The organism is Arthrobacter sp. Edens01 (assembly GCF_001307035.1).
Classification (GTDB): Bacteria; Actinomycetota; Actinomycetes; order Actinomycetales; family Micrococcaceae; genus Arthrobacter_B.
The window spans coordinates 503,586-520,985 of sequence record NZ_LKIU01000005.1; the positions used below are offsets into that span (position 1 = coordinate 503,586).

The following is a 17,400-nucleotide window of genomic DNA, read 5'->3' on the forward strand; positions in this document are numbered from 1 at the left end:
GAGCTGCAACATTAGCGAGCCAAGAATCAATGATCGGATCCGTGTCCCTGAGGTGCGGTTGGTAGGACCTGCCGGGGAACAGGTAGGTGTGGTCCGGATCGAGGACGCCCTGCGACTGGCTGCGGAGTCCGACCTGGATCTTGTTGAGGTAGCACCGCAGGCGAAGCCCCCGGTGTGCAAACTAATGGACTTCGGCAAGTACAAGTACGAAGCCGCAGTCAAGGCACGTGAGGCACGCAAGAACCAGACCAACACGGTCCTCAAGGAAATCCGTTTCCGCCTCAAGATCGACACCCACGACTACGAGACCAAGCGCGGGCACGCCCTCCGCTTCCTCGGCGCGGGTGACAAGGTCAAGGCCATGATCCAGTTCCGCGGACGTGAGCAGCAGCGCCCTGAAATGGGCATCCGCCTGCTGCAGAAGTTCGCCGAAGACGTCGCCGAGGTCGGTGTGGTTGAATCCAGCCCCCGCATCGACGGCCGGAACATGGTCATGGTGATCGGCCCCCTGAAGAACAAGGCAGAAGCCAAGGCTGAAGCCCGCCGCGCCTCACAGCGTGCCGAGGCAAAGGCCGCCAACGAAGCCGCCAAGAAGGGCGAAGCCCCGGCACGGGTTGATACCAGTGCCGAAAAGGCCCCGATGACGCAGAGCCTGGCAGACCTCCTGCCGGACGGCCTGCGTCTTGGCTCCTCCGCAGCAGAGGCCGACAAGGCCCGTGCTGAGAAGGAAAAGGCCGAGAAGGAAAAGGCAGCCCAGGCAGCCAAGGCAGCAGCAGACAAGTCTGCCGCAGATGCCCGCCGTGCGGAGGAAGCAGCCAAGGCTGCAGCCGCCAAGCCGGCACAGGCTGCCAAGCCGGCAGCAGCAGCTCCTGCTGCAGCCAAGCCGGCTGAAGCGCCGAAGCCGATGGCAGTGCCCAAGCCGACGGCCGTCAAGCCGTCCGCGCCGAAGCCTGCTGCCCGGCCGAAGCCGGCCGCCGCGCCCAAGCCTGCTGGCAAGGCACCCTCACAGGGAGCCTCCGGCCAGAAGAAGCCTGGTACTGCGGAGTAAGCCACCGCGCAAACCGCTAAGAACGCCCAGGCGTCCCTAGGAAACCCTGGCACCCGTTACAGGTGCCCATATCCCCGCGGGTTCGTACCGCGGAAACTATAAGGAGATCGGTTCCCATGCCGAAGATGAAGACCCACAGTGGCGCCAAGAAGCGCTTCAAGCTGACCGGCACCGGCAAGCTCAAGCGCCAGCAGGCCAACCGCCGCCACTACCTGGAGCACAAGTCCTCCCGCCTGACCCGCCGTCTCGCCGGTGACAAGATCGTCACCCCGGGCGAGGCCAAGGTCATCAAGAAGATGCTCGGCAAGTAACCATCTTTTTCGGGCGGTCCGGCATAGGGACTGCTCCACCAATCAACTAACTTTCCCGCGGCCCAGGACGGGCCGCAGCACCGGTAGTGTGCGCGGGACTATTTCTAAGGAGTACGCACGTGGCACGTGTGAAGCGGGCGATTAACGCCCATAAGAAGCGTCGGGTAATCCTCGAGCGCGCAAAGGGCTACCGCGGACAGCGTTCGCGCCTGGTCCGCAAGGCCAAAGAGCAGCTGCTGCACTCGTATGTGTACAGCTACGGCGACCGCCGCAAGCGCAAGGGTGACTTCCGCCGCCTGTGGATCCAGCGCATCAACGCTGCTTCCCGCGCCAACGGCCTCACCTACAACCGCCTGATCCAGGGCCTGAAGGCTGCTGAGATCGAGGTTGACCGCCGTATGCTCGCCGAGCTGGCCGTGAACGACGCCAACGCGTTCGCCACCCTGGTTCAGGTTGCCAAGGATGCCCTGCCGTCCGACACCTCCGCTCCGGCTGCCGCTGCAGCTCCGGTTGCGAAGAAGCCTGCTGCCAAGGCTGCTGCAAAGAGCGCTCCGGCTGCGACTGCCACTGTTGTTGACGGCGGCTTCAAGGCCTCCGAAGGCGAAGCTCCTGAGGGCTACGTCATCAAGGGTGCCGCAACCGGCAAGTACCACGTTCCGGGTTCCACCTGGTACGAGCAGACCGAAGCTGAGTACTGGTTCAACTCCGTGGAAGCAGCCAAGGCTGCCGGCCTGGAGCCTGCTGGCGGCGAAAACCGCCAGAAGTTCCAGGGCTAATTTCGGTACCTGCTGAATATGTTTGACGCCGGACGCTCCCCAGCGCCGCTGATGTCCAATCCCCGAGCTGATCGGGTGAAGGAAGCAGCGAAGCTGGCGGGGCGTCCGGCGCGTTTAAAGACCGGCCGTTTCCTGGCCGAAGGTCCGCAGGCCGTCCGTGAGGCGCTCGTTGCCCACCGCGACGCGCTGGCAGCGGGCCGTCCCGGCGTCGTCGTCGAGGCCTACGCGACCCAGGCGTGTCTCGAGCGTCTCCCGGAGCTTGAAGAACTCGCTGAGGGCGCGGCACTGCGCCTGGCCACGGATGAAGTGCTGGCGGCCATGGCGGATACGGTCTCACCGCAGGGAATTGTGGCCGTCTGCCGCATCCCGTCGCCTACCCTGCAGGATGTCCTTGGCACCCGGCCGAAGCTGCTGGCGGTTATGTGCGAGGTGCGTGATCCGGGCAACGCCGGGACCATCCTGCGTGCCGCAGACTCTGCCGGAGCGGATGCCGTTGTGCTGACTGCCTCCAGCGTGGATATCTACAACCCCAAAGCCGTGCGCTCCACCGTAGGCTCCCTGTTCCATTTGCCGGTTGTCACCGGCGTCGAGTTCGAGGAACTGGCTGAAGCCGTGAAGGAAGCCGGAATTACCGTTCTTGCTGCCGACGGCTATGGCAGCGAGGACCTCGACGCGCTGCAGGACGCCTCTTCGCTGCGTCGCCTGGCACCGGAGGCCGCGGACCCTGCGGCTGCCGGACCCCGCCTCGAAAACCCGACAGCCTGGCTGTTCGGCAACGAAGCCCAGGGACTCTCCGATACTGAACTCTCGTCCGCTGATTTCCGCGTTGCCGTCCCCGTCTACGGGCAGGCCGAAAGCCTCAACGTGGGCACGGCAGCCACCGTCTGCCTTTACGCCTCAGCCCGGGCCCAGAACCGCTGACACGAACCTGCAGGCACCCGCGGCCAGCACGGGCGGAGCCCGCTAGCGCGACGTAGACGGTGCGGGCTCAGCAGGCTCATCCTGGAGCGGTGCGGTCACCGAACGGCGACGGTCCAGCGCTCCGCTGAGCAGTGCAACTCCCAGCCCCAGCAGAGCCAGGACGGCACCCACGATTGCCGGTGAACGGAAGCCCCAGCCCCAGGCAATCACCAGGCCGCCGGCCATGGCGCCCAGGGCATTGGCCATGTTCAGTGCGGCGTGGTTCAGGGAGGACGCCAGCGATGCCGCTCCGGGGGAGACATCGAGCAGGCGGGTCTGCAGCGCGGGGGTCAGGGCGGAGCCGATGGCACCTACCAGGAAGACCAGGATGATGGCGCCGGCCTTGTACTGCACACCCCAGGCGTAGACGGCCAGGATCACGACGGTACCGGCCAGGACGGCGTAGATGCTGCCCATCACCGAACGGTCGGCAATCCGGCCGCCCACGATGTTGCCCACTACCTGACCCACACCGTAGAGGCCCACGATCAGCGGCAGCACTCCCATGGAGAAACCTGCGACCTCGGTCATGGTAGGGGAGATGTAGGTGTAGACGGCGAAGAATCCGCCAAAACCGACGGTGCCCACAAGGAGGGCCAGCCACATCTGCATGCGGCGCAGGGCGCTCAGCTCACGTTTGATGCTGGCATCCGGGTGCGCGGCCTGGAACGGCACGAACCATGCCACCAGAGCGACAGTCAGCAGGGCAATGGCGCCCACCAGGACGAACATCCAGCGCCAGCCGGCCAGTTGTCCCAGCCAGGTGGCGAAGGGCACTCCGATCACGTTGGCGATGCTCAGCCCGAGCATGACCATCGAGATTGCCCAGCCGCGTTTTGTGGGTGCCACCAGGGAGGCCGCGATGACGGCCGCGACGCCGAAGAAGGCACCGTGCGGCAGTCCTGAAAGGAAACGGGTGACCAGCAGCCACCCGTAGTCCGGGGCAATGAAGGATGAAAGATTGGCCACGGCGAAGAACGCCATCAGTCCCAGGGCCAGCCACTTGCGCGGCATCTTGGCTCCGGCGGCTGCAAGAAGAGGCGCACCAACAACGACGCCGAGGGCGTAGGCGGAGATGACGTGCCCGCCTTCGGGGACGGAGACACCCAGTTCTGCGACCATCTCCTGGAGCAGTCCCATAATGGCGAACTCGGTGGTGCCGATGGCGAAGCCACCTGCGGCAAGGGCAGTGATGGCCAGGGAAACGTTGCGGGTTTTGGGCGTCGCTACGCGCAGGGAAGGCATAAGTGCGGGGGTGCTTTCGGATCAGCGGTTGCCGCGGAGCCGTGAAAAGCACGGTCGCGTCTGGCGGGCCCGGGACCAGCGCGGGAGCAGGGGCTGCCGTTGGCCGGGGGCCAAACGGCCACGATGCCGTTCCTTCCAAGTCTAGGACAGCGGGCACCGTAGACTCGATCTGTGTCGAATTCAGAACTGAAGCAGGTAGTCGGAGCCGCGATCGTGGATGACCTGGGCCAGCCGCGGAGCCTGCTGGCCGCTCGGCGCACGGCCCCGGAAGCCTATGCCGGCATGTGGGAGTTTCCCGGCGGCAAGGTTGAACCGGGGGAGACCTGCGAAGCCGCCCTGCACCGTGAGCTCACCGAAGAACTGGGCATTGAGGTGGTTCTGGGCGCCGAGGTGGCCGGACCGCTGGACCAGGGCTGGCCGCTGAACGCCAAAGCCGCGATGCGTGTCTGGCTCGTGGAGGTCTCGGCCGGGAAGCCGCAGCCGCTCGAGGATCACGATGAGCTGCGCTGGGTCCCGCTTGATTCCCCGGAGCTTGCTGACCTGCCCTGGATTCCGGCGGACCTGCCGATCGTCACGGCGGTTCGTGCGGCCGCGGGTCAGCCCCCGGCTGGAATCGCCTCGCCGGGGCCCTGCCGCCGCTAAGGCGCCGCCGCTGGAAGCCGGGTCAGGCGTCCGCGAGGATCGCGTCCATTTGGGACATGGCGCAGGCCACGCCGTCAATGGCGCCCATGGAGATCTGTTCCTCCATCTGCTCCCGGTCCGCAAATGCCGTCACGACTTCAACGACCGTTCCCCTGTCCCGGGCAGCGAAGGTGACGGTGACGTCGGAGATCGGCATGTCGTCCCGGCGGGTGCCGTCCTCCTCGGCAAAGCCGTCGCGGAAGCGCAGCTTCTCCGGGCGTTCGACCGAGATCACCTCCCACCAACCGTGGTACGTTTCGCCGTCCGGTCCGGTCATGAAGTAGGTGACCGTGCCCCCGGGCGTCAGGTCGTGCTGCGGAACCGTGGCGGGGTGCGTTGGCGGACCCCACCACCGCTCGAGCTTCCGCGGGTCGGCCCACAGCTCCCAGACCTGTTCGGGAGCTGCCTCGAACTCCGCGAGGGCGGTGATGGTCAGGGTGTCGTAGTCCTTGTCGATGCTCTTCACGCTCATGACTAATCTCCTCTACCGGGGTCCGTTCCCGGGCGTTTCCTGCCGCAGCAGGTCTGACATCCGGTTCAGCCGGCCTTCCCAGGCCTCAGCCAGCGCGTCCAGCGCGCGGTGTGCCTGGTCGACGGCGTCCGGTGCGGTGCTCACGAGCTGTTCCCTCCCGCGGCGAACCTTGAAGACCAGGCCTGCCGCTTCGAGGACCGCGACGTGCTTCTGCACCGCCGCGAAACTCATGGGATAGGCCTCGGCCAGCCGCGATACCGACAGTTCACCGGCGGCCGCACGGCGCAGGATGTCCCTGCGTGTGCTGTCCGCCAGGGCATGGAACAGGCGGTTCACGGCTTCGTCTGACAACGCATCTACAACCATTTGGTTGTAACTTAGGACTCGCCGCGGCACCGGTCAAGACCTCCGGGGAAATTAGAAGAGAGTGCCGGCTGCCACGGGCAGGCCGGCCGCCGTCTTCGGAGCGGGCCGGGCTGCACCCCGGGTGGCGAGGAACTGGTTTTTGCCGGCGAAACCGTGCCGCTTCTTGAAGTGCGTGATTCGTCCCGCAAGCCACTGGCGGTATTCCTTCGATGCGTACGTGCCGCCGTCGTACAGCTGGTCGTAGCGTGCCGAAAGCTGAGGATAGTCGCGCGCGAGCCATTCCCGGTACCACTCTCGCGCTCCCGGGCGAAGGTGCAGGGCGCCGGCCGTGACCGACATGGCGCCGGCGTCCGCCAGTGCGGAAAAGAGTGCGTCCAGCGACTCGTCGCCGTCGGTCAGCCACGGCAGGATCGGCATGGCCATCACATTGCAGTCCATGCCGGCATCCCGGATGCGCCGGATCAGGTCCAGCCGGGCTTTGGGTGACGGGGTTCCGGGCTCTACCTGGTGGGCCAGGTCCGGATCCAGCAGGGCGAGGGAGATTCCCATGCTGATGCTGGTCTGTTGTGCCGCCTCCGCCAGGAGCGGCAGATCGCGGGCGAGGAGGGTTCCCTTGGTCAAGATGGAGAAGGGAGTTCCGCTGTCCGCCAGCGCCCGGATGATGTCCGGCATGAGCTTGTAGCGGCCCTCGGCCCGCTGGTACGGATCGGTGTTGGTGCCCATGGCCACGTGTTCGTACTGCCAGGACGGCTTGGCGAGTTCCTTCCGCAGAACCTCGCCGGCGTTGGTTTTGACTACGAGCTGGCTGTCAAAGTCGGCACCGGTATCCAGGTCCAGGTAGCTGTGTGTCTTCCGGGCGAAGCAGTAAACGCAGGCGTGGCTGCAGCCCCGGTAGGGATTCACCGTCCAGCAGAACGGCATGGAGGAAGTCTTCGGAACCTTGTTCAGGACGGATTTCGCGAGGACCTCGTGAAAAGTCACGCCCGCGAATCCCGGTGTCTGTACTGACCGGACCAGCCCCTGCAGGGGGAGCAGCGCGTCAGCGGACGGCGCTGCTTTTGGTTCCTGTTCCTGCCATCTCATGCGACCAATTAGAACATACGTTCGAATTATGGCCTACCCCTCGAGAGGCCAGTTGCGGCTCTTTTCAGCGCCGAAAAGAGCCGTAACTGGCCTTTCGGCGGGGAGAGGGGCGGGGCCGGTAACCGCCTTCGGCCAGCCCGGCCAGGACTTCAAAGATGTTCGACGACGCCGGGTCCCCGGTCCGCAGCCGGGAGTAGCCCGCAGCAGCAAAGTAGAGCGGCAGGAACGCGAGTCCAAGCACGGCGTACTGGGAGCTGTGCCGGGCCTCGTGGCGCAGCAGCGTGGAGGCGGGCGCGGCGGGCGCGGCGTCGAACGCCTGGGCAACGCGGGAACGGTAGAGGATCACGTTCCCGACGGTGAACGCCGCTGCGTGCGGAAGGCCCAGCTTCCAGCCCCCGGCCAGCAGCAGCCCGCCAGAGCCCCGATGCACCGGCACCCCGCCGATTCGGGCAACCAGGAGGCCGGCCGCCGTCGTGCCGTTGACCAGATTCAGTGCGCGGCGCATTGCCTGTCTACGGGACAAACACTGCCGGGCAAGGCTCATGCTGCCCATGGTAAGTGAGCGGACGGTCTTCACACTGCCCGGGCGGACGGCGTTAGTTGGTTAGACTGGTAGCCGCAGGCTGCGTACCTTTGCCTGCAGCATCCCTTTTGCTTTCACCCACATCAACACGGCCGGAAACAGGTAAGAACGGTACATGTCGAATTCCATACCGGGGACGGACTCCCCAGACAACGCGGCACCCAATCCGCTTGATGAGACAGCGATAGCCGCTGCCGTTGAATCAGCGCTCGCCGCGATCAGCTCCGCAGCGGACCTGGATGCCCTCAAGGACGTCCGCATCGCCGTGACCGGCGAGAAGTCCCCGCTGTCCCTGGCCAACCGCCAGATCGGATCGCTGCCCAAGGACCAGAAAGCCGCCGCCGGCAAGGTTGTTGGCCCGGCCCGCGGACGAATCAACCAGGCGCTCGCCGCCCGCACCGTTGAGCTTGAAGCTGAGCGTGATGCCCGGATCCTCGTCGAGGAAGCCGTCGATGTCACCGCAGCTCCCCGCCGCCGCCGCATGGGCGGACGCCACCCGCTCTCCACCCTGCAGGACCGCGTCAGCGATATCTTCGTGGGCATGGGCTGGGAAGTCGCCGAGGGTCCCGAGGTTGAATCCGAATGGTTCAACTTCGACGCCCTGAACTTCAAGCCGGACCACCCTGCCCGCGAAATGCAGGACACCTTCTTCGTGGAGCCCCCCGAAGCGCACCTGGTGATGCGCACGCACACCTCCCCGGTGCAGGTCCGTTCAATGCTCGAGCGCGACCTGCCGATCTACGTGCTGTGTCCCGGCAAGGTGTTCCGCACCGATGAACTCGACGCCACGCACACCCCGGTGTTCCACCAGTTCGAGGGCCTCGCGATCGACAAGGGCCTCACCATGGCAGACCTGGTCGGCACCCTGGAGCACTTCACCCGTGTGCTCTTCGGCGACGAAGCCAAGGTACGGCTGCGCCCGAACTACTTCCCGTTCACCGAGCCCAGCGCCGAGCTGGACATCTGGCACCCCGGCGCCAAGGGCGGTCCGCGCTGGATCGAGTGGGGCGGCTGCGGCATGGTCAACCCCAACGTGCTGCGCGCCGCGGGAATCGACCCCGAGGTCTATTCAGGTTTTGCCTTTGGCATGGGCATTGAGCGTGCCCTCATGTTCCGCAACGAAGTATCCGACATGCGGGACATGATCGAAGGCGACGTACGTTTCAGCGAACACTTCGGGATGGAGATCTAAGTGAGAATCCCACTTTCCTGGCTGCGCGAGTACGCCCAGGTGCCGGCGGATGCAACCGCCGAAGACGTGATGGCAGAGCTGGTCAAGGTTGGCCTGGAGGAAGAGGACGTCCACCGTCCCACCGACGAACTGCAGGGCCCGATCGTGGTCGGCCAGGTGCTCTCCAAGGAGCCCGAGCCGCAGAAGAACGGCAAGACCATCAACTGGTGCTCCGTCCGGGTGGTGCCGGAGGGCGCTGAGCAGACGCTGACCGGTGACGGCATTGACCCGTCCGGCGTGCAGGGCATCGTCTGCGGCGCGCACAACTTCGAGGTGGGGGACAAGGTTGTTGTCACCCTGCCCGGCGCCGTGCTGCCCGGTGATTTCCGGATCAGCCCGCGCAAGACCTACGGCCACGTTTCCGCCGGCATGATCGCCTCCGTGCGTGAACTCGGCATCGGCGAAGACCACGACGGCATCCTGGTGCTCTCCACCCTGGGTCTTGATCCCGAGGTCGGCACCGACGCGATGGAGCTGCTGGGCCTCTACGACCAGGCGGCGGAAATCAACGTCACCCCGGACCGCGGCTACGTCTTCTCCATCCGCGGCGCTGCCCGCGAGTACGCCCACGCCACCGGCACCAAGTTCACCGACCCCGCGGCCACGGTGGAGGTTCCGGAAGCCGACGGCGCCGGGTACCCGGTGCGCCTGGCCGACGAAGCCCCGATCTACGGCAAGGCCGGCTGCGACCGCTTCGTGGCACGCACCGTCCGCGGCGTGGACCCCACCCGCCCGACGCCGCCGTGGATGTCCTCACGCCTGCGCCTGGCCGGCATGCGGTCCATCTCGCTGGTCGTGGACATCTCCAACTACGTGATGCTCGAGCTCGGCCAGCCGCTGCACTTCTACGACCTGGACAAGCTCACGGGCGAGATCGTGGTCCGCCGCGCCAACCCGGGCGAGACGCTGAAGACCCTGGATGACAAGGTCCGCACGCTGGACCCCGAGGACCTGCTGATCACTGACGGCTCCGGTGCCATTGGCATCGCCGGCGTGATGGGCGGCAATGCCACCGAGGTCTCCGACGCCACACAGAACGTCCTGATTGAGGCCGCCCACTTCGAGGAAGTCTCGATTGGCCGTTCGCGCCGCCGCCACAAGCTCCCGTCCGAGGCGTCCAAGCGCTTCGAGCGCGGCGTTGACTGGTACGTCGCGGACATCGCTGCCCAGCGCGCCGTCGACCTCCTGGTGGAACTGGCCGGCGGCACCGCCGACGAATCCATCACCGACGCCGGAACCGCACCGGAAACCCGCAGCATCTTCCTGCCGGCGGACTTCCCGGCCAGGCTGATCGGCCTGGAGTTCACCGAGGACCAGATCACCGGCACGCTCACCGATTTGGGCGCAGACGTTGAAAAGGCCGACGGCGGCTTCCGGGTAGTTCCCCCGAGCTGGCGGACCGACCTGGAAACCCGTGAGGACCTCACCGAGGAAATCATCCGGCTGGTGGGCTACGACAAGATCCCCTCCACCCTTCCGGTTGCTCCTCCCGGCCGCGGCCTGACCCGCGTCCAGCAGCAGCGCCGCCGGCTGCAGCAGTCCCTCGCGGCGTCGGGCCTCACCGAAGTGCTGTCCTACCCCTTCGTCACCGAAGCGGACAACAACACCTTCGGCACCCCGGTGGCCGGCGAAGAACGCCCGGCCATGAAGCTGGCCAACCCGCTCTCCGCCGAGTTCGGCTACCTGCGCACCTCGGTGCTGCCGGGCCTGTTCGACGTCGCCAAGCGGAACCTTTCACGCGGCTTCCGGGACCTGGCGCTCTTCGAATCCGCGCTCGTCTTCCTTCCGGGGGAGCAGAACGGCACGGAGTCGATTCCGCCGCTGGGTGTCAAGCCCTCGGAAGAGGTCCTCGACGGCCTCTACAACGGAATCCCGGACCAGCCGCTGCACATCGGCGTACTGTTCACCGGCCACGAGTCACCCGCCGGCGCCGGCCACACTCCGCGTGCCTGGGACTGGGCCGACGCCGTCGACACCGCCCGGCTCATGGGCGACGTGCTCGGCGTCGAACTGGTCATCGGCCAAGGCGAACACCAGGCTTTCCACCCGGGACGCACCGCCAGGATCTCGCTGCGCAGCGGTGAGACCGTGGGGTACGCCGGTGAACTGCACCCGAAGCTGCTCGCAGCGCGGGACATGCCGGCCCGCACCGTGGCGCTGGAGCTCGACGCCGATGCTCTCTTCGACGCAGCACCGGACGTGATCGTGGCGAAGGAAATTTCCACGTACCCGGCCACCACGCAGGATGTGGCGCTCATTGTGGGCGAGGAGATCCCTGCCGAGTCCGTGCTGGAAACCCTGCGTGAAGGTGCCGGCGACCTGCTGGAAGACATCGCGCTGTTCGACGTCTACACCGGCAAGGGCATCGAGCCGGGGCACAAGTCCCTGGCCTTTGCCCTGCGCTTCCGCGCCGATGACCGCACGCTGACCGCCGACGAGGCCTCCGAATCCCGGGCGGCCGCCGTCGCGCTGGCCGCCGAGCGTTTTGGTGCCGTGCAGCGGTAGTTCCACCTCAAAACGCGCAGAGCCCTGCCGGAATTTTCCGGCGGGGCTCTGCGCGCTTTTGCTAGCTTGTAGCGGGTGAGCACTCTTTCCCGCCCCGGCACCTGGTACCTCTTCGACTACGGCATGGTGATCTCCGCCGCGCCGCTCCCGGAAGACTGGGATGCGCTCCGGGAAGTCACCGGACTGGATCTCCAGCCAGCATCGAGTCCCTATTGGGCCACCCGGCTGGAGTACGACGGCGGTGAGCTAAGTCCCGAGGATTACTGGGCTTCGGTCCTCGGCCGGCGTGTGGACGAAGAGGAGCTGGCGCGGCTCGAAGAATTGGACGCCCGGCAGTGGTCCCGGCTCAATCCGCACACCCTGAAAGTGCTGGAGTTCCTGGCGGGGGAGGGCGCGCAGCTGGCGCTGCTCTCAAACATGCCGGCGGAGATGTCTTACCGGTACGAGTCGGAGTCGTCCTGGCCGGCGTTCTTTGCTGCCCGCTACTTCAGCGGCCGGCTGGGCATGGTCAAACCGAATGAGCGGATCTACCGGCACGTCCTTGACGGCCTGGGTGTAGCCCCCGAAGACGTGGTCTTCATTGACGACAATCCGGCGAATATCGAAGCCGCCAAGGCGTTGGGCATGCAAGTGGTGCTGCACACGGAGGGCACGGACCTGCGGAAGGAATTTGCTCTGCTCGCCGATCCGGCCTAGCCGCCCCGCGACGTACGGCCGACGGAGATCCACCAGTCCAGGGCTTCACCGTCCGCGATGATGTCCATGGGAACGTTCATCCATCCTTCGCCCATCGGACGGCCCGCGCCCATGACGGCGGGCTGGCCGCCGGCGATCAGCAGATCCTGGTAATGCGCCGGATCCACACAAACCAGCAGGTCCCCGTCCCGGCCAGCCGACACCGCCAGGTGTCCGTCCACCATAAAGGCGACGCCGCCGAACATGTTTTTCTCCCGGACGTCAGGGTGGGAGGACAGGTTCTGCCGGATGCGCTGTGCCAGGGTCTCCTGCGCTGGGTCCGACTGCATAATCGTGCCGCCTTTCAGTAAGGACGGTTGCCCACGGGATCTGTCGAACTGGTTTTCCGGTTCGCCACCAGGAGCGGGGCGGTCATTCCCATGCCAATCAGCAGATATCCGATCGCTATCCAACCGTGCCCCGGAATCGAGCTGACGTAAAGAGCTACGGGGACGACGACTACTCCCAGCAACAGCAGAGTTCCCGCCAGGCGCTTGCCTGTTGGTTGGAATGTGCGGAAGGTTTCGTGTCTTGCGGCGGCCCGGCGGTCCCTGATCACCTGGAGGGCAGCGGCGAGTCCGGTGAATAGCAGCATCAGCTGGGCCGCCTGTGCGTCGGGCGGCAGTCCGAGCAGGTTGCCGCTCAGAATGCCGGCAGCGGCGAGTGCGATGCTGACGGCGTCGACCTGCGCGACCCGATCCGGGCCTTGTGCGCTCATCATGGCGTCGAGCATCGCACAAACGCGCGGCGCCCGCAGTGCAGCCGAGGTATCGGACACGGGGGCGGGGGATGCGCGGAGATTCTGCTGCCTGTTCAGGAAGATCCGACCGGTTCGCACTTCTGCTGCCGCTTGGATCAGGCAGCAACCCCCAAACCGGCAACAGAACCCGGATCTGCTCCGCTTTGTGCAGATCGCTCCGCGGCATATCGGAGCGATTGCCACAAAGTGGAGCGGAACCGGCAAGCCGGCAGCGGGCCTAGACGCTGACAAACAGTTTCAAGTCCGAGGCTCGATGCTGAAGAGTTCGCCCGGCGTGGTTTCCAGAGCGTCGCAGACGGCTGTCAAGGTGGTGAACCGAACGGCCTTGGCCTTGTTCGTTTTGAGGATGGAAAGGTTTGCCATGGTTATGCCGGTCCGCACTGAAAGCTCAGTCAACGTCATTCCCCGCTGGAGCAGCACCTTATCCAGATGGCACACCACTCGGTGGCCGCTGGCTGGCTCGGCAGCGGATCGAGTGTCAGACAAGTCCGTCCGTCTCTTCCTGCAGCCGTCCGCCTGCCTTGAAAGCGCTGGAGAGCGCCAGGCCAACGACGCCGCTGGTGATCATGAAGTACGGCCACCGGGGAGCGTCGGTGCTGATTACTGCGTAATCCGCGCCGAGCGGGAAACCTTCGGTGCCGAAATTGCTCGCCACCTCAAAGACGGCCCGGTTTGCCGTAGCGTCGAGCGTGCCGTACAGAAGCCCAGCTCCAATCAGGAGAAAGCTAAGGGCCAGTAGATTCTTCCGTACCCGCGCTGTGAACGGCCGTCCGGCAGAGATTTCCTGCAGGACTCTCGCGATGAGGAACGCGGCCACCAGTGCCATGACAATGTAAAGCAGTGCAGGGGTCGCACACAGCACGCGCAGCCACAACGGAATATCCACCAGATAGCCAACTGCACCCTCACGGAGTTCCGCCTGATTGATTTGGGGGAGCATAACGAGCTGCACCCGCGGATCAGCACCCCCGAAGGCCAACGGAGTCCGGCCGAAGATCGTCACGAATGCCTCCGCAGCACTACCGAGTGCTGCGAGGCAGGCAACGATCCAAACCGAGATCACCGCCAACTGGACGGACTTCGGTTTTCTGGTGTGCGTCACGTTCGTCATCATTCCCCATATCGATTGTCAATAATATTGATAAACGATATAACGGGTTGGTGCGGATGGCAACACTGTCGAGAGAATCGGGATCGCTCCGGTTTGTGCAGATCCCTCCGCCGCGAACCGGAGCGTTTGGGACAAAGCGGAGGGAAACCAAGAAAGGGCCGGCGGGGACGCTGATGAAGCCCAAGAACCAGGGCCGGCCGGCCTACGGAACCAGCAGCACCTTGCCGGTCGTCTTCCGGCCCTCAAGGTCCTCATGCGCACGGGCAGCGTCGGCCAGAGGATAGGTGGCACCAATCCGGACATCCAGGGTTCCGGCCTCCACCATTTCGAACAGCTCGCGCGCACGCCACTGCCGCTCCTCGGCGCTGAGCAGGTAATCCCTTATGGTCGGCCGGGTCAGGTAGAGCGAGCCCAGGGCGTTCAGCCGCTGGATGTCGAACGGAGGCACCTGGCCCGACGCTCCGCCGAACAGCACCATCATTCCGCGCGGACGAAGGCTGGCCAGGGAACCGTCGAACGTGGCCTCGCCGACGCCGTCGAACACCACGTCCACGCCGCGCCCGTCCGTCAGCTCGCGGACCCGGTCAGCGAAACCGTCGTAGCGCAGAACGTGGTCCGCGCCGGCCGCCGAGGCCAGCGCTTCCTTCTCGTCCGTGGAAACCGTGGTGATTACCGTGGCGCCCTTAGCCTTCAGGAGCTGGGTCAGCAGAAGGCCGACTCCGCCGGCACCGGCATGGGTCAGGACGGTTTCCCCGGACTGGACCGGATAGGTGGAGTTGCACAGGTAATGCGCCGTCATACCCTGCAGTGGAAGAGCGGCAGCCACTTCGCTGCTCACGTCGCGGGGCACGGGCAGTGCCTTGGAAGCATCCAGCAGCATGTATTCCGAATAGGCGCCGCCGCCTTCCGCCGTCGCCACCCTGTCTCCATCGCTGAAAGCGGCGACGTCCATACCCGTCTGGACCACGGTTCCCGCAGCCTCCGAACCGGGGATGAAGGGGTAGTTCATCTTGTAGACGCCGCTGCGCTGGTACGTGTCGATGAAGTTCACGCCGGCGGCAGCGACCTTCACCAGCAGTTCGTTGGGGCCGGGAACCGGAAGATCCACGTCTTCATAGCGCAGGATTTCGGGTCCGCCCGCTTTCGGGACGACAATGGCCTTATGCATGGAATGCCTCTTCCGATGGTTTGGCGGCTGTAACCGGGTTCACGACCTTCGAACCCATCGTAGGGCGGCGTCGGCCGGGAGGCACGGATCCGTGCCCGCCGAAGTCACATTGCATAATTATGAAGCCTCATGCATAAAACTGCTGTAGGGTGGTTGGCATGACGATTTCCGTAGCTGTATCAGGTGCCAGTGGCTATGCCGGGGGAGAGGTCCTGCGCCTGCTCGCCGGCCACCCCGGCGTCGAAATTGGCGCCATCACCGCCCACAGCAACGCCGGCTCCCGGCTCGGCGAACTCCAGCCGCACCTGCACGCCCTGGCTGACCGTGTGCTCGTGGACACCACGGTGGAAAACCTGGCCGGCCACGACGTCGTTTTCCTGGCCCTGCCGCACGGAGCCAGTGCAGAGATCGCCGCCCAGCTGTCCGAAGACACCCTGGTGATCGACGCCGGCGCTGACCACCGGCTTACCGATCCCGCAGCCTGGCAGAAGTTCTACGGCTCCCCGCACGCCGGGTCCTGGCCGTACGGCCTGCCCGAGCTGCCCGGCCACCGCGAAATGCTGCGCGGCGCACGCCGGATTGCCGTTCCCGGCTGCTACCCCACCTCCTCGCTGCTGGCGCTCACCCCCGGTTTCGCAGCAGGACTGCTGGAGCCCGACGACGTCGTTATCGTCGCTGCCTCCGGCACCTCCGGCGCGGGCAAGGCAGCGAAGCCGCACCTGCTCGGCTCCGAAGTGATGGGCGGCATGAGCCCTTACGGCGTAGGCGGCGGGCACCGGCATACTCCGGAAATCGAACAGGGCCTCTCCGCCGCAGCGGGGGAGCAGGTCTCCATTTCCTTCACCCCGACGCTGGCCCCCATGGCCCGCGGCATCCTCACCACCGCAACGGCGAAGGTCCGCCCCGGTGTCGACGCCGCCGCCCTGCGCCAGGCGTGGGAAGCGGCTTACGCCGATGAACCGTTTGCCCGGGTGCTGCCCGAAGGCCAGTGGCCGGCCACCAAGATGGTGGTCGGCTCCAATTACGCCGCCCTGCAGCTCGCCTACGATCCGCACGCCGGCCGCGTGATTGTCTCCGCCGTGATCGACAACCTCACCAAGGGCACCGCCGGCGGCGCTGTCCAGTCCATGAACATCGCCCTGGGCCTCGAAGAGACCACCGGGCTCACCCTGCAGGGAGTAGCACCGTAATGACCACCACCGCAGCAACCGGCATCACCGCGCCGGCCGGATTCCGTGCCGCAGGCGTCACCGCCGGACTCAAAGCTTCCGGCGGACGAGACGTCGCCCTGGTGGTCAACGATGGCCCGTCCAAGGCAGCCGCCGCAGTGTTCACCCGCAACCGGGTGGCTGCAGCTCCCGTGCATTGGTCCCGCCAGGTGATGTCCGACGGTCGGGCCGACGCCGTGTTCCTGAACTCCGGCGGCGCCAACGCCTGCACCGGCCCGCAGGGTTTCCAGAACACCCACGCCACCGCCGAAAAAGTCGCCGACCTGCTCGGCATCTCCGCCGGCGATGTGCTGGTCTGCTCCACCGGCCTGATCGGCGAGCAGCTGCCCATGGACAAGATCCTCCCGGGTGCCGAAGCTGCCGCAGCGGCGCTGGATGCCGACGGCGGTGCCCTGGCAGCCGAAGCGATCATGACCACGGACACCGTCTCCAAACAGGCAGTCTTTACCGGCAGCGGCTACAGCATCGGCGGCATGGCCAAGGGCGCCGGCATGCTGGCACCGGGCCTGGCCACCATGCTGGTGGTCCTGACCACGGACGCGGACCTCGACGCCGCTGCCCTGGATGCGGCCCTGCGCGCCGCCACCGCCGTCACCTTCGACCGCACCGACTCCGACGGCTGCATGTCCACTAACGACACCGTGATCCTCATGGCCTCCGGCGCATCCGGCACCACCCCGGACACTGATGAGTTCACCCGCGGACTCACCGAGGTGTGCCACTCCCTGGCCCAGCAACTCATCACCGACGCCGAAGGCGCCAGCCACGACATCGCGATCACTACGGTCCACGCGGCCACGGTGGCCGACGCCGAGAACGCCTCCCGCGCCGTCGCCCGTTCCAACCTCTTCAAGACCGCCATCTTCGGCAACGACCCGAACTGGGGCCGGGTGCTCTCAGCCGTCGGCACCACCGACGCCGCGTTCGAACCTGACCAGATCAACGTCACCATCAACGGCGTTCAGGTCTGCCGCAACGGAGGCATCGGGGAACCGCGCGACGGTGTGGACCTCACCGGACGGGCCGTCAGCGTTGAAATCGACCTCGCTGCCGGCACCGAGTCCGCGACCATCTGGACGAACGACCTGACCACGGACTACGTCCACGAAAACTCGGCGTACAGCAGCTAGGCGGGA

At 66.0% G+C, this 17,400-nt stretch carries 20 protein-coding genes; 10 read left to right on the plus strand and 10 right to left on the minus strand.

Features of this window, described 5'->3' with window-relative positions; translation table 11 throughout:
• Window positions 1–52 precede the first annotated feature (52 nt).
• The 4 genes from infC (at window position 53) to AO716_RS08485 (ending at window position 3,056) form a co-directional block, all read left to right on the plus strand.
• Window positions 53–1,048, plus strand: a complete 996-nt coding sequence (gene infC / locus AO716_RS08470; RefSeq protein WP_055240479.1) for a translation initiation factor IF-3 — start codon at window positions 53–55, stop codon at window positions 1,046–1,048.
• A 116-nt stretch (window positions 1,049–1,164) separates the two neighbouring features.
• On the plus strand, window positions 1,165–1,359 hold the full coding sequence (rpmI, locus tag AO716_RS08475; protein WP_055240480.1) for a 50S ribosomal protein L35: 195 nt from the start codon (window positions 1,165–1,167) through the stop codon (window positions 1,357–1,359).
• Window positions 1,360–1,478: 119 nt separating this feature from the next.
• The gene (gene rplT / locus AO716_RS08480) at window positions 1,479–2,135 is read left to right on the plus strand and encodes a 50S ribosomal protein L20 (RefSeq protein WP_055240481.1); all 657 of its coding nucleotides are present in this window, start codon (window positions 1,479–1,481) and stop codon (window positions 2,133–2,135) included.
• Between the two features lie 18 nt (window positions 2,136–2,153).
• Entirely contained in the window at window positions 2,154–3,056 is a 903-nt protein-coding gene (locus tag AO716_RS08485; protein WP_055240482.1) for a TrmH family RNA methyltransferase, read from the plus strand.
• A 42-nt stretch (window positions 3,057–3,098) separates the two neighbouring features.
• On the opposite strand, the gene AO716_RS08490 is transcribed toward AO716_RS08485, so the two are convergent.
• A complete protein-coding gene (locus AO716_RS08490) occupies window positions 3,099–4,340 on the minus strand; it encodes an MFS transporter (RefSeq protein ID WP_055240483.1) in 1,242 nt (413 codons plus the stop codon).
• Window positions 4,341–4,511: 171 nt separating this feature from the next.
• Between AO716_RS08490 and AO716_RS08495 the strand changes: the two genes are divergently transcribed.
• The gene (locus AO716_RS08495; protein WP_055240484.1) at window positions 4,512–4,982 is read left to right on the plus strand and encodes a (deoxy)nucleoside triphosphate pyrophosphohydrolase; all 471 of its coding nucleotides are present in this window, start codon (window positions 4,512–4,514) and stop codon (window positions 4,980–4,982) included.
• Window positions 4,983–5,004: 22 nt separating this feature from the next.
• Here the strand turns inward: AO716_RS08495 and AO716_RS08500 are convergent, their stop codons facing one another.
• The 4 genes from AO716_RS08500 to AO716_RS08515 all read right to left on the minus strand — a co-directional run bounded on the left by AO716_RS08500 (window position 5,005) and on the right by AO716_RS08515 (window position 7,447).
• Entirely contained in the window at window positions 5,005–5,493 is a 489-nt protein-coding gene (locus AO716_RS08500; RefSeq protein WP_055240485.1) for an SRPBCC family protein, read from the minus strand.
• Between the two features lie 12 nt (window positions 5,494–5,505).
• Window positions 5,506–5,859: an ArsR/SmtB family transcription factor gene (locus AO716_RS08505; protein WP_055240486.1), complete on the minus strand. Its 354-nt coding sequence runs from the start codon at window positions 5,857–5,859 to the stop codon at window positions 5,506–5,508.
• 51 nt (window positions 5,860–5,910) lie between these two features.
• Window positions 5,911–6,942 (minus strand): Rv2578c family radical SAM protein, encoded by a 1,032-nt coding sequence (locus AO716_RS08510; RefSeq protein WP_055240487.1) that lies wholly within the window; start codon window positions 6,940–6,942, stop codon window positions 5,911–5,913.
• 64 nt (window positions 6,943–7,006) lie between these two features.
• Window positions 7,007–7,447: a hypothetical protein gene (locus AO716_RS08515; protein WP_235472039.1), complete on the minus strand. Its 441-nt coding sequence runs from the start codon at window positions 7,445–7,447 to the stop codon at window positions 7,007–7,009.
• 193 nt (window positions 7,448–7,640) lie between these two features.
• On the opposite strand from AO716_RS08515, the gene pheS reads away from it, so the two are divergent.
• The 3 genes from pheS to AO716_RS08530 all read left to right on the plus strand — a co-directional run bounded on the left by pheS (window position 7,641) and on the right by AO716_RS08530 (window position 11,957).
• A complete protein-coding gene (gene pheS / locus AO716_RS08520) occupies window positions 7,641–8,717 on the plus strand; it encodes a phenylalanine--tRNA ligase subunit alpha (RefSeq protein WP_055240488.1) in 1,077 nt (358 codons plus the stop codon).
• Window positions 8,718–11,261: a phenylalanine--tRNA ligase subunit beta gene (gene pheT / locus AO716_RS08525; RefSeq protein ID WP_055240489.1), complete on the plus strand. Its 2,544-nt coding sequence runs from the start codon at window positions 8,718–8,720 to the stop codon at window positions 11,259–11,261.
• 75 nt (window positions 11,262–11,336) lie between these two features.
• Window positions 11,337–11,957, plus strand: coding sequence for an HAD family hydrolase (locus AO716_RS08530; RefSeq protein WP_235472040.1), 621 nt, complete (start codon window positions 11,337–11,339; stop codon window positions 11,955–11,957).
• Here the strand turns inward: AO716_RS08530 and AO716_RS08535 are convergent.
• From AO716_RS08535 to AO716_RS08555, 5 genes are all read right to left on the minus strand, one after another.
• The gene (locus AO716_RS08535) at window positions 11,954–12,286 is read right to left on the minus strand and encodes a TfoX/Sxy family protein (protein ID WP_055240490.1); all 333 of its coding nucleotides are present in this window, start codon (window positions 12,284–12,286) and stop codon (window positions 11,954–11,956) included. The two genes, AO716_RS08530 and AO716_RS08535, sit on opposite strands and share 4 nt — an antisense overlap.
• Before the next feature lie 14 nt (window positions 12,287–12,300).
• A complete protein-coding gene (locus AO716_RS08540) occupies window positions 12,301–12,774 on the minus strand; it encodes a hypothetical protein (RefSeq protein WP_055240491.1) in 474 nt (157 codons plus the stop codon).
• Between the two features lie 219 nt (window positions 12,775–12,993).
• Complete coding sequence (locus tag AO716_RS08545) at window positions 12,994–13,197, minus strand: helix-turn-helix domain-containing protein (protein WP_321164372.1); 204 nt, start codon at window positions 13,195–13,197, stop codon at window positions 12,994–12,996.
• Window positions 13,198–13,234: 37 nt separating this feature from the next.
• Window positions 13,235–13,858: a DUF2975 domain-containing protein gene (locus AO716_RS08550; protein ID WP_152969922.1), complete on the minus strand. Its 624-nt coding sequence runs from the start codon at window positions 13,856–13,858 to the stop codon at window positions 13,235–13,237.
• A 211-nt stretch (window positions 13,859–14,069) separates the two neighbouring features.
• Window positions 14,070–15,035, minus strand: a complete 966-nt coding sequence (locus AO716_RS08555; protein ID WP_055240494.1) for a quinone oxidoreductase family protein — start codon at window positions 15,033–15,035, stop codon at window positions 14,070–14,072.
• Window positions 15,036–15,193: 158 nt separating this feature from the next.
• Here AO716_RS08555 and argC point away from each other — a divergent pair, with 158 nt between their 5' ends.
• A complete protein-coding gene (argC, locus tag AO716_RS08560) occupies window positions 15,194–16,225 on the plus strand; it encodes an N-acetyl-gamma-glutamyl-phosphate reductase (protein WP_055240495.1) in 1,032 nt (343 codons plus the stop codon).
• Window positions 16,225–17,394: a bifunctional glutamate N-acetyltransferase/amino-acid acetyltransferase ArgJ gene (argJ, locus tag AO716_RS08565; protein WP_055240496.1), complete on the plus strand. Its 1,170-nt coding sequence runs from the start codon at window positions 16,225–16,227 to the stop codon at window positions 17,392–17,394. Before argC ends, argJ begins: the two co-directional genes overlap by 1 nt.
• Window positions 17,395–17,400 lie beyond the last annotated feature (6 nt).

Excerpts from the sequence above, each read along its gene's own strand:
- rpmI (WP_055240480.1), top strand. The coding sequence starts at position 1,165 with ATGCCGAAGATGAAGACCCACAGTGGCGCCAAGAAGCGCTTCAAGCTG.
- AO716_RS08485 (WP_055240482.1), top strand. The coding sequence starts at position 2,154 with ATGTTTGACGCCGGACGCTCCCCAGCGCCGCTGATGTCCAATCCCCGA.
- AO716_RS08490 (WP_055240483.1), bottom strand. The coding sequence starts at position 4,340 with ATGCCTTCCCTGCGCGTAGCGACGCCCAAAACCCGCAACGTTTCCCTG.
- AO716_RS08500 (WP_055240485.1), bottom strand. The coding sequence starts at position 5,493 with ATGAGCGTGAAGAGCATCGACAAGGACTACGACACCCTGACCATCACC.
- AO716_RS08505 (WP_055240486.1), bottom strand. The coding sequence starts at position 5,859 with ATGGTTGTAGATGCGTTGTCAGACGAAGCCGTGAACCGCCTGTTCCAT.
- AO716_RS08510 (WP_055240487.1), bottom strand. The coding sequence starts at position 6,942 with ATGAGATGGCAGGAACAGGAACCAAAAGCAGCGCCGTCCGCTGACGCG.
- AO716_RS08515 (WP_235472039.1), bottom strand. The coding sequence starts at position 7,447 with ATGCGCCGCGCACTGAATCTGGTCAACGGCACGACGGCGGCCGGCCTC.
- pheS (WP_055240488.1), top strand. The coding sequence starts at position 7,641 with ATGTCGAATTCCATACCGGGGACGGACTCCCCAGACAACGCGGCACCC.
- AO716_RS08535 (WP_055240490.1), bottom strand. The coding sequence starts at position 12,286 with ATGCAGTCGGACCCAGCGCAGGAGACCCTGGCACAGCGCATCCGGCAG.
- AO716_RS08555 (WP_055240494.1), bottom strand. The coding sequence starts at position 15,035 with ATGCATAAGGCCATTGTCGTCCCGAAAGCGGGCGGACCCGAAATCCTG.
- argC (WP_055240495.1), top strand. The coding sequence starts at position 15,194 with ATGACGATTTCCGTAGCTGTATCAGGTGCCAGTGGCTATGCCGGGGGA.
- argJ (WP_055240496.1), top strand. The coding sequence starts at position 16,225 with ATGACCACCACCGCAGCAACCGGCATCACCGCGCCGGCCGGATTCCGT.